Source organism: Salinimicrobium catena (assembly GCF_900102915.1).
Classification (GTDB): Bacteria; Bacteroidota; Bacteroidia; order Flavobacteriales; family Flavobacteriaceae; genus Salinimicrobium; species Salinimicrobium catena.
Window position 1 is genome coordinate 451,373 of the sequence record NZ_FNGG01000001.1, and the last position, 14,954, is coordinate 466,326.

Genomic DNA, 14,954 nt, shown 5'->3' on the forward strand with positions numbered 1-14,954 from the left:
TTCGTCATCCTTAAAAAGGACATTTTAGAGAAGATCTTTTCCCGGCTTCGGGAAAAGATCCAGATGACAAAAATCACTCCTTAGCTATTTAAGAAATTCTATATTTATAGAACTTAAATAGCTAATAATGAGTGTTTTAACTTCTTTCGGGTGGCGTGCTGTTCTCCTGTTGCATTTTCTCGTCGCAATGCTCAGGATACTCTATGCCGTAAAGGGCGGATTCGATCTTGATGCCGAAGAAGCACAATACTGGCTATGGTCCCAATATCCCGACTGGTCCTACTATTCCAAACCACCTCTAATAGCTTATATCAATGCTTTCACCACCTCTATATTAGGGAGTGTGGCATGGGCTGTGCGTCTTAATGCGATCACCCTGGGAAGCCTACTCGCTTTGGGGGTCTATCATATTACCCGACAGGTGTACCAGAATAAAAAGCTCGCTTTTTTAGTTTCTGCAGGCTTGCTGGTCCTCCCCTCCTATCACTATGTATCTCTTTTCTTTACAACAGATATCCTTGCGGTGCTGGGCTGGCTGTTCACCACTTATTTTTTCTATCGCGCCTCTAGGGAAGAAGGCTTAAAGAACTGGTTTTTCGCAGGACTCAGCATGGGCATAGGCTTATTAGGAAAATACACCCTGCTCTACTTTATCCCTTTTTCACTGCTTTACCTGGCATTCCTCAACAGAAAGCTTCTTCGCCAAAAAGGCTATTACCTGTTTTTGCTTACGGCCACTCTCCTCTTTCTCCCTGTGATCATCTGGAATGTGCAGAACGGCATGATGGGCGCCTTACATGTCGCGCATCTGGCCGGGGCCGGAAAGGAATTCCCGGGATGGTCTAAAGTTTTGGCCTATCAATCAGAATTCCTGGGAGGACAGCTTTTACTCAATTTGCCGCTTTTGTGCCTGCTGTTTTTTTGGAAAAGGTTTAAAATAGCCGACTTTTTAAAAGGTGATTTCGAGAGGTATGTACTGGCAACGGTAGGCTTCGTGTTCCTAAGCTTCTTCCTGCTTGCCTTCTTTAAAAGGATCCGTATCAACTGGCTGTTGTTTTCCTATTTTCCGTTATACATTATCCTGCTAAGAGCTATTTTAAGATCGGGGTTGATCTACAGGGTCAAAAATTACCTGGCTGTCACTTTCTTTTTGCTGATCGGGCTCTTGTTCCAGCCAATTATTGCGGCCTACAGCCTTCCGGCTTCAAAAATAGTTCCGGTGACCGTAGATCCTTTTAGTAAGCTCATGGGATGGCGCGAACTCGGACAGTTTTTGGATCAGGAGATAAAAGGGCATTTTGAGGAGGAGGATTATATCATTCTTTCAGACAAGTACCAGATAGCCGCGCAGATGTCATTCTATACTCCCGGACAGCCAAGCACTTATTGCCTTCCTTATGACCGGAGAAGAATGAACCAGTATGATCTTTGGGGGATTCCTTCAGATGTGGCCGCAAACCAAAAACAGGTGGTCTTCATCAAAACCTCACCTTTGGAAAAAGACGAACTGCAGCAGGCTTTGATCCCTGCGGAAAAGATCACTTACCGCACTCACTTCCCGGTGGTGTACAAGGGCCAGCAGATAAAGACCTTCTACATCTATTTTTTAAACGGAATGCCCCAGGCGGAGGCAAATTTCAACCGGTACTGACCTCAGCTTAAAACTTCGCGGATCTTGCTCACCACCTGTTCTGAAGGAATGGTTCGCATTACTTCTTCATAGCCTTCAGGAATGCTCTTTCCGTATACAGAGGTTGGAATGGCAGGATATTTCCGAAGATCGGGCAGCAGGGAATTGGTTTCTGGCTGCTTGAAGGGGACGAAGCCGGTATAAGGATGAGTAAGGCCCCAAAGCGTGATCACCGGAATACCAAAATTAGCCGCTAAATGCCCGTTTCCGCTGTCCATCGAAAGCATAGCGTCAAGATTGGAGATCAGGGCCAGTTCTTCTCCAAAAGAGATCTTTCCGGCCACATTCACCGTATGCGGAAATTCCATTTTCCACTCTTTGAGAATGGCGATCTCCTTTGAACCGCCTCCAAAAAGAAAGATCTTTAGATCATCTTTTTCCAGCTCTCTCAAAACCTCTTTCATAAGATCCCGGGGATACGATTTGGAGTCGTGTTGCGCAAACGGCGCGATCCCCAGCCATTTTTTGGGTTCCTTCCCAATAAGATCTTTTACCGCCGGGGGCAGTTGCCGTCTGTGCAGGCAGGTTGCTTTTTCAAGGTCAATTTTCAAGCCAAGAGCCGTAAAAACATCAGCATAGCGCTGGTGAGTGGTTTTGAGTCTTTTGAAAACCTTGTGGTCCCGCCGGGTTAACGCTTTTTTTTCTCTTCTGCCCTTATTGATCTGTTTTATGGGAATTCCCTGCAACTGGAAAAACACCTTGAGGATGTTTGACCGCAGCACATTATGAAGGTCGGCCACCGCGTCTATCCCCAGATCCTGAAGCTCCCGTGACAATCTCTTTAGCCCTGCCACTCCTTTGTGCCTGCCATGAACTTCGGCAGCATACACCTGCACATTAGGCATATCACTATATAACGGTGCAAGGAATTTGCGGGTTAGAACGGTGATCTTGAGCTCAGGATATTCTTCTGTTACCCGCTTAATCACGGGCACAGTCATGGCAACGTCTCCCATGGCCGAAAGCCTTATTACCAGAATATGTTGAAGACGTGCCATTGTTAGATCCTGAAAAACTTATTTTTTTGTTCCTCTTAGTACGGGATTAAGTTCCTCGTCATTGTACATTTTCATCTGCTTGTAGACCTTCATGTATTTATCTCCGTTCTCAATATCCTTGAGAAGCTGATCAATGGCAGTGGAAAGATCCACTCTCTGCTCAAGTAATACATTCAGTTTATTCTGGCAGGCTTGCCTGTGTTCCTTACTCGCGTCTTCGCGATTAGCCTCCTCGTCCATGTGGTAGATCTTCAAGGCAAGAATAGAAAGGCGGTCAATGGCCCAGGCCGGACTTTCGGAATTGATGCTAGCATCTTCCTTTGGCTGCACATCTTTGTACTTGTCAAGGAAATAGCTGTCAATGTACTCTACCATATCTGTACGGTCCTGGTTAGAGGCGTCTATCTGGCGTTTCAGCTTAAGCGCCGCAACAGGATCGATGTTCGGGTCACGAATGATATCCTCATAGTGCCATTGTACAGTGTCTATCCAGCATTTTCTGAACAGCAAGTGCTCTATTAAATTTCTTTTCTCATCATACGGGTTCACGAACTCCTGCCCTACCGTGTTAATAATATGGTACTTTTCAATGACCTCCTGGAAGATCTTGTTTGCCTTATCTGAAAACATGTCAATTATTTTAAATGTTCAAATTGGAATGAAGCTCTTTAATGGCTTCGGAATTATTCCGTGGTTGCAAAGGTAATCAGATTTTTAGGTTTTTTTAAGCCTTTGAGCCGCCGGAAATGACCGATCAAAAGAACAACATCAGAATAAAAGGAAGTAGCAATACCAGCCAAAGAATGATCTCCCTGAACCATTTATCATCTGAAACCTGGAAGTAATTGGTCACGATTATGGCCAGGGGCGCAAAAAAGAAAATGAGTTCGCTGCTGTTCTTGGTAGGCGCGAATACGGCCACGGTCATGGATAGCAAAATGAAAAGCAGAATTATAAACAATGAAGTTTTGGTATTGGCGCTGGCTTTCTGAATCACTCCCAGGTAAAAGAAAGAGGCCCATACCGTAAGCGCCAGTAACAATGCCAGGGGAATTAAAATAACGGGCTCCCGGTAGAGCGAAAAATCAAAATTTGCCGCTACGAACCAGTCAGAAAAAGTAAAAAAACTATCTGTGATCAAGAGATCCAGACTGGTGACTATTGAAAAGAGCACAAGAAACGCCACTATTGGCACCAGCCAGTTCTTGAACCGGTAACCTTCATGCACTAAAATTCCGAAGTACACCAAAAAAAGGAACAGGATGCTCCAAAAGTAAAATATTGAGGCAATGCCTATCCAAAAGGTGGCGTCAAAGATCTTTTGCACCGTATCACGTTGTGATCTTAAGCTGATTATCCGCCTCAGGGCCAGCAGCACCAGTAAATTGGCCAGGATGGCAGCATCATTCTGCAAAGCGGCCAGGAACATGCAGGCAAAAGCTGCGAATAAGATGGTTTTATAAGCGTTTCGGGTGGTAAGCTCATTCCTTTTTGAGACAAAATTCAGCAGGAACACGCTAAGCAAAAGAAGCGCCAACACTCCCAGCTTCCGAAGTGAAAAAAGAAACCCCGATTCCAGGGCTTCAGAAAAGTTGGCGATCACAAAAAAAACCGAAATGTATAAAGCTACTATGACAAAGGTGATGGGCCTTGATTTGCTAAAAAAGCTTGTTAACATTATGGTTTTTTATATTTTTGTGGTTCTAAATATAAGTACTATGAAGGATATCTTTGAGGGTATACAGTCGTTTTTTGAGGATTTTGCGTTTGCACCTCTAGATTACATGCGTGACCTGGAGCTTGACAGCTGGTTTCTTGCCAATGCTGTGAACTGGCTTTTCATCCTGGTAGGTTTTGCCGCCTTCCTTTACTGGATGAAGCAATTGAAAAACATCAATGACCGCAACGAAGAGAACCGCGATTCTACCGCGCACTCTTTCTTAGGATAGATCAAATCCAAGGTCCTTTCTAAAATACATCTTATCAAAATGGAGTTTTTCTGCATTTTGATAAGATTTTTTTAGTGCCTGTTTGTAATCATCACCAAACGAAGTGATGGCTATCACCCTTCCGCCGCTGGTCTTGATCTTCCCGTTCTCTTCGGAAGTACCCGCGTGAAAAATTAATGACCCTTCTACATTTTCAAATCCGGTGATCTCCTTGCCTTTTTCATAAGCTTCAGGATAACCTCCTGAGACCAGCATCACTGTAGTGGCCGATTGCTCGTTAACCTCGAGTTTTACCTCATTCAATTTTCCTGAAGAAACCTTTTCAAAAACCTCCACCAGGTCTGATTCTATTCTTGGCAGTACCACTTCGGTCTCCGGATCTCCCATTCTCACATTGTACTCGATCACGTAAGGGTCATCTCCCACTTTGATAAGGCCAATGAAAATAAAGCCTTTATAGTCGATCTCCTCTTTTTTAAGACCTTCAACAGTTGGCTTTATGATCCTGCTCTCGATCTTATCCATGAAAGCCGCATCGGCAAAAGGTACGGGTGATATCGCTCCCATACCGCCGGTATTCAAGCCAGTATCACCTTCGCCGATTCGCTTGTAATCTTTGGCAGTAGGCAATGTAAGATAGTTTTCTCCGTCGGTGAGTACAAATACGCTCAGCTCAATTCCATCAAGGAATTCTTCGATCACCACGGTCGCACCGGCTTTCCCGAATTTATCATGCGAAAGCATGTTTTCCAGTTCCTGTTTTGCCTCTTCAAGGTCATTCAGGATCAAAACCCCTTTCCCGGCAGCCAGACCATCTGCTTTTAAAACATATGGAGGCTTCAAAGTTTCCAGGAACTGCTTGCCGGCTTCAAGGCTTTCCTTTTTGAAACTTTCGTAAGCGGCAGTGGGAATGTTGTACATCGCCATGAATTCCTTGGCTCTTTCCTTACTACCTTCCAGTAAGGCACCGCGCTTTGAAGGACCTATTACCGCCACATTTTTAAGTTCCTCATCCTGTTTAAAGAAGTCGGTTATTCCCTGTACCAAAGGGTCCTCGGGACCAACTACCAGCATTTCCACGTTTTCGCGAAGCACAAAATCTTTGATCGCATCAAAATCAGTGACTTTAATGGAAACATTTGTTGCTATTTTTGCTGTTCCGGCATTACCCGGAGCAACAAACAATTTGTCGCATTTTTCACTTTGGGAGATCTTGTATGCAAAGGTGTGCTCGCGACCGCCGGAACCTAAAATCAGGATATTCATGTGGAAGTGGTTTTAAATCTTGCGTCAAAAATAAATGTTTGTAAATTGAAGCACCAATTAATTGGCATAAAAAACAATTATCTTTAGCGTATTGAACTGGTTCAGCCTATCATTACAACTCAACAGATTCCCCATTAACCGGGCTAAGAATGCTTTGACGGAAATACAGCGTATTCCCGAGGCAAAATATGCCGATTATGTAGAGCGCAAGAAGAAGGAGATCGTCAACTACCACCTGAAAAACACCGCTTTTTACAGGGATTTTTTCAGCGGTAAGGAATTCACCCGCTGGGAAGATGTCCCCATCATGAAGAAGGCCGATTTGCAGCGCCCTTTAGAAGAACGGTTCAGCAGGGGATACAATTCCAAAAATGTGTATGTGGGCAAGACCTCCGGAAGCAGCGGTCATCCTTTTATTTTCGCTAAAGACAGGTTTTGCCATGCCCTTTCCTGGGCAGAGTTCAATGACAGGTACCAGTGGTACGGGCTGGACCTGGATCGCTCTGTGCAGGCGCGTTTCTACGGAATTCCCCTTGATCGCTTCGGGTATTTCAAGGAACGCCTGAAAGACAGGTTTGGCTTCAGGTACCGTTTTCCCATTTTTGACCTCAGCGAGGAAAAGATGGAAGAATTCCTGATAGATTTTCAGAAGAAAAAATTTGATTACGTCAACGGCTACACCAGCTCCATAGTGCTTTTCGCAAAATTCCTTCAGAAGAAAGGCATCGTTCTCAAGGAGATCTGCACCAATCTTAAACTTTGCATCGTGACCAGTGAAATGTTCTTTGAGGAGGACAAAAAACTGCTCGAGAAGCAATTCGGCGTACCTGTGGTAAATGAATACGGCGCCAGTGAACTGGGTTTACTGGCCTTTCAAAATCCTGAAAAAGAATGGGTCTTCAACAGCGAGACCATGTATGTCGAAGTGGTGGATAAGGACGATAAAGTGCTGCCTTTTGGCGAACAGGGCCGAATTGTCATCACTTCACTTTACAACAGGGCGCAACCGTTCATAAGGTATGACATTGGTGATACCGGTACCCTTTCCGAAGAAAGCACGCTTAAAAAGCCCATTTTAAAGGAACTTTTAGGCCGAACTAATGATGTGGCGGTACTGCCCAGCGGAAAAGTGGTTCCCGGCCTTACTTTTTACTATGTAACCAAAAGCGTGATCGAGAACGACAGCCAGATCAAGGAATTCATCGTGCAGCAAACTGCCCCCGGCTCTTTTAAGATAATCTACGTTTCAGAAAAGGAACTGTCTTCAGAAAAAAGAAAGAAAATAACCTCAGCAATGGCTTTGTATTTAGAAGACGGGTTGGACCTTGAATTCGAGCACAAGCAAACTCTTAACCGCAGTAAAAGAGGAAAGTTAAAGCAGTTCGAAGTGTTATTTTAAGTCTACTTTTCGTCGGCTCTTGACCATGAATTGCTCCCAAAGAAAAAGCAGCATCCAGAAACCGCTTTTTAGCGCGGAAAACCCCAGAACTTTCCTGTACACCTTGTAGTTGTAGCCCAGCATTTCCCATTTATTCGCCGAAATGGAATGTTTTCTCACCCGGTAAGTGGCCAAAGGCTCTGTTATTCCACGGGCGCCTCCGGCTTTTTTGACGGCCAACAGCCACAGACCCCAGTCCTGCCGCTTCCTGATCAACGGACAAAAGATCTTTCCCAGATGTGAAGCATCATAGATACCGGTAAGATTCCCCACGTAATTGGCTTTAAGGAGTTTCGAAAATGGCAATTCCTCGAGGGCCTCTATCTTTTTGACCAGGCTTTTGCCGTCTTCATCCATTAATTCATAGCTGGAATAACAGACATAAACCTTCTCTCTTGCCATAAAATCGAGCTGGGTCTTTAGTTTGTGAGGTTTCCACAGGTCATCTGCATCCAGAAATGAAATATAATCTCCCTTTGAGGCTTTGATACCAATGTTGCGTGCAAATCCGGCACCCTGGTTAGCCGGCAGAGAATGCAATTTTATCCGGTCGTCTTCAGCCATAAGATCCTCCACTATTTTCGCGGTTTGATCATGTGAGGCATCATCGATTACCAGAAGTTCCCAATTTTCATGTGTCTGCTGTTGAATAGAGGAAATACTTTCAGCTATAAAGGCTTCGGCATCATGTGCAGGCATTACAATGGAAACAAACGGACTTTTTTTCATCAGATCTTCTAAAGGGGGATAATCAATTTTAGTCTTCCCCATTATAAAAATATCTTTTGAACGTCCAAATCCATAGTTCGAGGCACTTTATTTTTTAATGTGTTTGGAGAAATCTTTGTGTTCGCTCCTGTGCAATTCCTCTTGGCTCAGGTTCCTGAAGTAGTCATAGGTCTTCTGCATGCCTTCGCTTCGGGTAACCTTTGGTTCCCACCCCAGGATCTCTTTGGCGCGGGTGATATCAGGCTGGCGCTGCATCGGGTCGTCTTCAGGTAAGGGTTTGTAGACTATCTTTTGCTGTGTGCCGGTAAGCTTGATGATCTCTTCGGCAAAATCCTTAATAGTGATCTCATTGGGATTTCCAATATTCACCGGATGGGAATAATCACTAAGCAGCAGCCTGTAGATGCCGTCAACCTGATCATCTACATAGCAGAAGGAGCGTGTTTGAGAGCCGTCTCCAAAGACAGTTAGATCTTCCCCGCGTAAAGCCTGGCCAATGAAAGCAGGAATAACCCTTCCGTCGTTCAGCCTCATCCTGGGGCCATAGGTGTTAAAGATCCTTACAATTCGGGTTTCCAGCCCGTGGTACCGATGGTAGGCCATGGTGATGGATTCCTGGAAACGCTTGGCTTCGTCATATACTCCCCTCGGGCCTATTGTGTTCACATTTCCGTAATAATCCTCGTTCTGCGGATGCACCAAAGGATCTCCATATACTTCCGAAGTAGAAGCGATAAGGATCCTGGCATTCTTTTCTTTGGCAAGCCCCAGCAGATTATGAGTTCCCAAAGAACCGACTTTCAGGGTCTGAATAGGGATCTTTAGATAGTCTATAGGGCTGGCAGGAGAGGCGAAATGGAGAATATAATCCAGGCTTCCTGCTACATGAACAAAGGTGGAAACATCATGATGATAAAATTCAAAATCTTCGTTTTTGAAGAGGTGTTCAATGTTCTTTCGGTCGCCGGTAATGAGGTTATCCATTCCAATTACCTTGTAACCTTCCTGAATGAATTTGTCGCATAAATGGGACCCGAGAAACCCCGCAGCTCCCGTGATCAAGATCTTCTTCTTCATGATGTGATTTTAACAGCTTGAAATTAGTGATTTTTTGTGGCTATACAAGAAGCTCAGCTTCTTCCTTACAGCTGAAGTCGGGATTTAAGAATAATTTAACCGTATTCTCACAGCTGTAAATCTTTATTTCCCTTCATAATGAGTAATTTAATAGGTCCAACTAAAAAAGAGGTTATGAGAAAATTATTATCAAATTTTCATGTGAACGTAAGCCCAACAGAACGTGCGGTGTCTCTTTTGGCGAGTGCCTATTTCCTGTATGAGGGCCTGGGGAAATCAAGAAAAAGCATTTTTGACACCGTTTTAGGCGGATATTTGATGTTTCGTGGCGCGACCGGAAACTGCGCGGTCTATGATGCCATTGGCAAGACAAAACCCGACAACCGAAGCCGAAATGTCAACATTCAGGTACGTCAAATAATCAACAGACCTCGTAAGGATGTATATGAGTTTTGGCGCAATTTTGAGAACCTGCCCTTGTTCATGGAGCACCTGGAAACCGTGGATACCTTAAACGACAGCATATCTGTATGGGAAGCCAAGATTCCCGGCGGGATTGGCAAAGTGCGGTGGAAGAGCGAGATCGTCAAAGAACGGCCCTATGATCTCATTGGCTGGCAGTCTTTACCGGGGTCATCTATAGAAAACGCCGGAAAGGTGGAGTTCAAAGATGCATCAGACCATGCCACCGAAGTGCACGTGGTGATCTCTTATCATGCCCCGGGAGGTATAGCCGGCGAAGGCGCTGCAAGATTGATCAATCCGGTATTTGAAGATATGCTGCGGGAAGACATATCCAATTTTAAATGGTTCGTGGAAAAAAAGATCCCTTTAGTCTAAGCCCAGGAATAGCTTTTCTAGACTTTCTCTCCAATGCAGAATTGGAATTCCAAAGGCCTCTTCGGCCCTTTTCTTGTTTAAAACGCTGTATGCCGGACGGGTGGCTATGGTCTGAAAATCATTATTCTCTTTAAGCTCTGTGCGGGAGTCGCTCAGGGCCAGGATCTCTGCGGCAAAATCATACCATGTAGCTTCTCCCTGATTGCTGTAGTGGTAAGTGCCGTATTTTTGGCTTCCGGAAGCCATTAATTCCAGCACAAAACCCGCAAGATCATAAGCATTAGTAGGCGTCCCTTTCTGGGAAGTGGTAATATTGAGCGTCTCCCCAGCCGCAGCTTTTTTCCGAATGGTGTTAAAGAAATTGTGCCCGATATCTGAATACAGCCAGGAGGTCCTGAAAATGAAATACCGGTCCATGTGTTTCCTGATGTATTCTTCTCCCATCAACTTTGAAGCTCCGTAAACGTTCAGCGGTGCTGTCTCATCTTCTTCGGTATAAGGGATCTCCTTTTTCCCGTCGAAAACATAATCGGTTGAAAAATGGATCAGCGTACATTCATTTTCACAGCAGGTTTCCGCCAGGTTCTTCACTGCTTCGGCGTTCACCAGGTAAGCCATCTCCTGCTCGCTTTCTGCCTGTTCCACCTTGGTATAAGCTGAACAATTGATGCAATAATCGAAATTGTTATTTCTGAAGTAGGCGCTAACCACTCCAAAAAGGGTTAGATCCAGGTCTTCAGAAGTGGTAAAAGTGAACTCGAACTCCTGGTATCTAGAGGAAAGCTTTCTAATACACTGCCCCAGTTGACCTGAAGCTCCTGTCACCAATACTTTTTTCATAAGCCAAGAGATTCTAAGGTGGGTAATTGTTTGTCTTTTTCAGAAAGGATGAGCTCTTCTTCTGGCATTTCCCAGTCAATGTTCAAAGTGGGATCTTTCCAAATTATTCCGGCATCTGAATCTTTGTGATAATACTGGTCACATTTATAGGCGAAAACAGAGGTTTCTGAACGTGTTAGAAAGCCGTGAGCGAATCCGGCAGGCACGAATAGCTGGTACTGGTTTTCATTGCTTAAAATCACCTTAAATGACTTCAAATAAGTTGGGGAGTCGGGCCTAAGGTCTACCACCACATCCAGTATCTCTCCCACCACTGCCCTCACCAGCTTGGCCTGAGCAAATTTCCCTTTCTGAAAATGCAGTCCCCGCAATACTCCTTTGGTTGAAGTTGACTGGTTATCCTGCACAAAATTAAGGTGCAGCCCAGTCACTTCCTCAAACCTTCGCTGACTAAAGCTTTCCATAAAAGTTCCTCTGTGGTCCTTGAAGACAGAAGGCTTCAGAATAAAACAATCTTTTAACGGTGTATTTTCTATTTCAAGCATTAATCGATCCGTAATAAATATTCACCATAACCGCTTTTCAGCAAAGGCTGCGCCAGCCGGTGAAGTTGTTCCTTGTTTATATAGCCCATCTGGTAGGCAGTTTCTTCTATGGCTCCTATCTTCAAGCCCTGCCTTTCTTCGATCACCTGCACAAACTGGGCGGCTTTCATAAGAGAGTCAAAGGTCCCGGTGTCCAGCCAAGCGGTTCCCTTATCCAAGATGCTTACCTGTAATTTTTGTTTCTGAAGGTAGGCATTATTGACATCGGTGATCTCCAGCTCCCCACGGGCCGAGGGTTTAATGTTCCTGGCGATCTCCACCACGTCATTGTCGTAAAAATATATCCCCGGCACCGCGTAATTTGATTTCGGAGAAACCGGTTTCTCTTCAATTGAATTTACTTTTCCCGAAGCATCAAAGTCTACCACCCCGTAACGCTGTGGGTCGTGCACGTGATAGGCATAGATCATTCCCCCGTCGGGTTCATTATTGCTTTGCAGCAACTTGTCAAGCCCCGAACCGTAAAATATATTATCACCCAAGATCAGCGCTACCTTATCGTTCCCGATAAAATCTGCACCAATAACAAAAGCTTCCGCGAGACCTTTTGGTTCTTCCTGCACAGCGAACTCGAACCTGCACCCGTAGCGGCTGCCATCTCCCAAAAGTTCCCTGAACAAAGGCAGGTCCTTGGGCGTGGAGATGATGAGGATCTCGTTGATCCCCGCCATCATCAGTGTGGAAAGCGGGTAATAGATCATGGGTTTGTCATACACCGGCATCAACTGCTTGCTCACCGCGAGAGTTAGCGGGTGAAGCCTTGTTCCGGAGCCGCCTGCAAGAATAATTCCTTTCATTTTTGATATTTTTGAAGATACCAGTTCACTGTCTTTGCAATACCGCTTTCAAAGTTCTCATCTGCTTTCCAACCCAGTTCGCCTTCAATTTTTGAAGCGTCTATGGCATACCGTCGGTCGTGCCCGGGTCTGTCCACCACGTAGGTGATTAGGTCTGCATAGCTTTTTCCGCTTTTTCGCGGAATCTTTTTGTCGAGCAGCTCACAGATCTTTTTCGCAATGTAAATGTTCTCCCGCTCATTTTGGCCGCCAATGTTGTAAGTTTCTCCAAACCTTCCCTCACGCAATACCAGATTAATGCCTTTACAATGATCTGTTACGTATAACCAGTCCCGCACATTTTTACCATCGCCATAGATGGGAATAGGTTCTTCGTTAAGAGCGGTTCTAATGATGGTGGGAATAAGCTTTTCGTCATGCTGATGGGGACCATAATTATTTGAACAGTTGGTGGTCAAGACCGGCATTCCGTAGGTATGAAAATAGCTGCGCACCAAAAAGTCTGAAGCCGCCTTTGAAGCAGAATAAGGGCTATTTGGCGCGTAAGGCGTCTCTTCAGTGAACAATCCCTCAGCTCCTAAAGTGCCGTACACCTCATCTGTGGAAACATGCAAAAATCTGGCATTTTTAAACCCTTCCTTTATGCTGAAAGGTTTATTCATCCACAGCACATAAGCATTTTGAAGCAGGTTAAAAGTCCCGTTGATATTGGTTTCAACAAAAGCCGAAGGATCCAGAATGGAATTATCCACATGAGATTCGGCCGCAAAATTGATCACCTCCTGAAAACGGTATTTTTCGAACAGCTCCTTTACCAGCGGCTTATCATTTATATCTCCCTGCACAAAAGTGTAATTGGAAGCTCCTTCTACCTCCAGGTTGTCCAGATTTCCGGCGTAAGTAAGCTTGTCCAGGTTGACGATATGGTAATTTTCATCCTTGACAAACAGGTTGATGTAATTAGAGCCGATAAATCCGGCGCCACCTGTTACAAGAATATATTTTTGTTCCCGATTCATTTTTCTTCGGAATTATCACATTCAAAGATTTGCTCCAGGATCTTTTCAGTAATGAGATACGTTGGTTTTACCCCTGTTGTTCCCAAACCTCCGGAAGCCAGCGTACTCCCGGTTTCCAGCGGATTATCTGAGGCGTAATAGGCATAACGCACCTTCACGTCACCATTGATGTTCCCCCTTAATTTGGCGGCGGCCTGTATGGCCTTTTGATAATGTGCACCTTCCATCTCAAGCCCAACCACATTCCAGGAGGATTCATGGAAGAACTTAAGAATATCCTTGTTTTGAAGCGAAGTTCCTAATACGGTGATCATGGCGCCGTCACAAACACTAATTCCATGACCTTCGAGATCTTCCTTGCTCAGTTCGTTCGTGAACGGATAGTTATCTGCGGTCCCCTCAAAAAGGTGTGCAGAAGGGATCATAATATCGCCTTTTCCACCCACAAGGATCCCTGCTTTTCCCATGATAGAAATAGAAGCCACATTCATGTGAATATTACCCTGTTCCGTTTGCAACGGTTTCAGCATTTCATCCATGGTCTCATAAGCCTGTTCCCCAAAAGCGTAATCCATCACCATGATCACCGGCTTCTCCTTATCGTCAATATCGCCGTTGAGCTTGAATTTCGGATTCACGTACTGCATTTTTGCGGTATCAAAGATCTGCACGTCAATGTTCGCGCCGCTGGTATCTTCAATAAAGGTCATGCCTTCTTCGGAAGCGGTCTTCATGACCTTCATACGCAGCTTGCCATTAGCGGAGTTACTAAGATCTTCGTAAATGCCTGAAAGTTTTTTCTTTTTTAGCTCAGTTTTAAGGGCTTCCGGAGCATAAAGCGTGTTCATTACGCTGTGCATATTGGCGCTGATAATGTGCAAAGGCCGGCTCAAAAGGTTCTTTTCAAGCAGCACTTCCTTCACCTTGGTCGCCCAGATCTCCCCGTGAATATGATGACCCAGCCTTTCTCTCAACACCGGACTAAAGGTCACGATGCGTTTGTTGTTGTTGAGCATCTCGTCAAGGGCGAGTTTACCCAGCCAATAGACAATATGCAGAAAACGTTCATTGTTTCCGGGAATACTGAAAAGTGGAAAAATAGTGGTCACTTCCCTGAAGGTTCTCCCTAAAATGTTTGCGGTATGCGTAAGAGCAACTTCTCTTTCTGCCTGCGACAGCTCTTCCTTGCTAAGCACAGCATTTTCCAGCTTTTGCCAGTCGCGTGAAACTTCCCCTTCTTCATCTATCAACACGCGCCTCATGATCTTGTGAGACTCTATGAACAGAAAAGTAAGATGGGTTAAAATGTCATAGATCTCAGACCTCCCGCGGGTGATCTCGATATTCATTTGCTCCTCGTCTATGCGGTAGCAGTTTCTGCGTCTTTTTGGGGGTACAATGGGTTTAAAATGGGAATTTCCGTAGCCTTCGTCACTGGTAAGGTTGATGAACCTGCATTCTTCAATGCCTATAGGCAACCTGTCAATGACGTACAGCAGTCCGTTCAATTCCACTTTTTCCTCTGCTACAGAGCCGTAGATCTCGGGCCTCAGTATCAGCAAGGATTCCCGCAAAGTTTCTCCCGATACTCCCATGGGTTTATAGAAACCGCGGTTGAACAGGTGACGCATGGTAATGTACATTCTTTCAATGGCATTGGAACTTTCCTGTGCCCGGGTGCGACCCTGTAATTTCAAATTACTCAT

15 protein-coding genes are annotated in these 14,954 nt (G+C 45.0%); 4 read left to right on the forward strand and 11 right to left on the reverse strand.

Annotated elements, in window-relative coordinates; translation table 11 throughout:
- The first annotated feature begins 127 nt into the window (after nt 1-127).
- Nucleotides 128-1,651, forward strand: a complete 1,524-nt coding sequence (locus tag BLS64_RS02075; RefSeq protein ID WP_093111234.1) for a glycosyltransferase family 39 protein — start codon at nt 128-130, stop codon at nt 1,649-1,651.
- A 2-nt stretch (nt 1,652-1,653) separates the two neighbouring features.
- Here BLS64_RS02075 and BLS64_RS02080 read toward each other — a convergent pair whose 3' ends face one another.
- The 3 genes from BLS64_RS02080 to BLS64_RS02090 form a co-directional block, all read right to left on the reverse strand.
- Nucleotides 1,654-2,688 (reverse strand): glycosyltransferase family 9 protein, encoded by a 1,035-nt coding sequence (locus tag BLS64_RS02080; protein ID WP_093111236.1) that lies wholly within the window; start codon nt 2,686-2,688, stop codon nt 1,654-1,656.
- Between the two features lie 18 nt (nt 2,689-2,706).
- A complete protein-coding gene (locus BLS64_RS02085; protein ID WP_093111238.1) occupies nt 2,707-3,318 on the reverse strand; it encodes a DUF4254 domain-containing protein in 612 nt (203 codons plus the stop codon).
- Nucleotides 3,319-3,442: 124 nt separating this feature from the next.
- The gene (locus tag BLS64_RS02090; RefSeq protein WP_093111240.1) at nt 3,443-4,366 is read right to left on the reverse strand and encodes a DUF6427 family protein; all 924 of its coding nucleotides are present in this window, start codon (nt 4,364-4,366) and stop codon (nt 3,443-3,445) included.
- A 40-nt stretch (nt 4,367-4,406) separates the two neighbouring features.
- Here BLS64_RS02090 and BLS64_RS02095 point away from each other — a divergent pair, with 40 nt between their 5' ends.
- Nucleotides 4,407-4,637, forward strand: a complete 231-nt coding sequence (locus BLS64_RS02095) for a DUF6341 family protein (RefSeq protein WP_093112257.1) — start codon at nt 4,407-4,409, stop codon at nt 4,635-4,637.
- On the opposite strand, the gene purD is transcribed toward BLS64_RS02095, so the two are convergent.
- Nucleotides 4,629-5,903, reverse strand: a complete 1,275-nt coding sequence (gene purD, locus BLS64_RS02100) for a phosphoribosylamine--glycine ligase (RefSeq protein WP_093111242.1) — start codon at nt 5,901-5,903, stop codon at nt 4,629-4,631. The two genes, BLS64_RS02095 and purD, sit on opposite strands and share 9 nt — an antisense overlap.
- 154 nt (nt 5,904-6,057) lie before the next feature.
- On the opposite strand from purD, the gene BLS64_RS02105 reads away from it, so the two are divergent.
- Nucleotides 6,058-7,302, forward strand: a complete 1,245-nt coding sequence (locus BLS64_RS02105) for a phenylacetate--CoA ligase family protein (protein WP_317039623.1) — start codon at nt 6,058-6,060, stop codon at nt 7,300-7,302.
- On the opposite strand, the gene BLS64_RS02110 is transcribed toward BLS64_RS02105, so the two are convergent.
- Nucleotides 7,294-8,112 carry a glycosyltransferase family 2 protein gene (locus BLS64_RS02110; RefSeq protein ID WP_245693356.1) on the reverse strand — a complete coding sequence of 273 codons (819 nt, stop codon included), beginning with the start codon at nt 8,110-8,112 and terminating at the stop codon, nt 7,294-7,296. The genes BLS64_RS02105 and BLS64_RS02110 overlap by 9 nt on opposite strands.
- 45 nt (nt 8,113-8,157) lie before the next feature.
- On the reverse strand, nt 8,158-9,147 hold the full coding sequence (locus BLS64_RS02115) for a UDP-glucuronic acid decarboxylase family protein (protein ID WP_093111248.1): 990 nt from the start codon (nt 9,145-9,147) through the stop codon (nt 8,158-8,160).
- A gap of 174 nt (nt 9,148-9,321) precedes the next feature.
- Here BLS64_RS02115 and BLS64_RS02120 point away from each other — a divergent pair, with 174 nt between their 5' ends.
- Nucleotides 9,322-9,987, forward strand: coding sequence for an SRPBCC family protein (locus BLS64_RS02120; RefSeq protein WP_093111250.1), 666 nt, complete (start codon nt 9,322-9,324; stop codon nt 9,985-9,987).
- Here BLS64_RS02120 and rfbD read toward each other — a convergent pair.
- From rfbD to BLS64_RS02145, 5 genes are read right to left on the reverse strand one after another with little or no spacing between them, the layout of a single operon-like run.
- Complete coding sequence (gene rfbD, locus BLS64_RS02125) at nt 9,979-10,827, reverse strand: dTDP-4-dehydrorhamnose reductase (protein WP_093111252.1); 849 nt, start codon at nt 10,825-10,827, stop codon at nt 9,979-9,981. The genes BLS64_RS02120 and rfbD overlap by 9 nt on opposite strands.
- Nucleotides 10,824-11,372, reverse strand: a complete 549-nt coding sequence (rfbC, locus tag BLS64_RS02130; RefSeq protein ID WP_093111254.1) for a dTDP-4-dehydrorhamnose 3,5-epimerase — start codon at nt 11,370-11,372, stop codon at nt 10,824-10,826. The genes rfbD and rfbC overlap by 4 nt, the downstream gene beginning before the upstream one ends.
- Nucleotides 11,372-12,229 carry a glucose-1-phosphate thymidylyltransferase RfbA gene (gene rfbA, locus BLS64_RS02135; RefSeq protein WP_093111256.1) on the reverse strand — a complete coding sequence of 286 codons (858 nt, stop codon included), beginning with the start codon at nt 12,227-12,229 and terminating at the stop codon, nt 11,372-11,374. Before rfbA ends, rfbC begins: the two co-directional genes overlap by 1 nt.
- Nucleotides 12,226-13,248: a dTDP-glucose 4,6-dehydratase gene (rfbB, locus tag BLS64_RS02140; protein WP_093111258.1), complete on the reverse strand. Its 1,023-nt coding sequence runs from the start codon at nt 13,246-13,248 to the stop codon at nt 12,226-12,228. The genes rfbA and rfbB overlap by 4 nt, the downstream gene beginning before the upstream one ends.
- Complete coding sequence (locus BLS64_RS02145) at nt 13,245-14,954, reverse strand: DUF6909 family protein (protein WP_093112261.1); 1,710 nt, start codon at nt 14,952-14,954, stop codon at nt 13,245-13,247. Before BLS64_RS02145 ends, rfbB begins: the two co-directional genes overlap by 4 nt.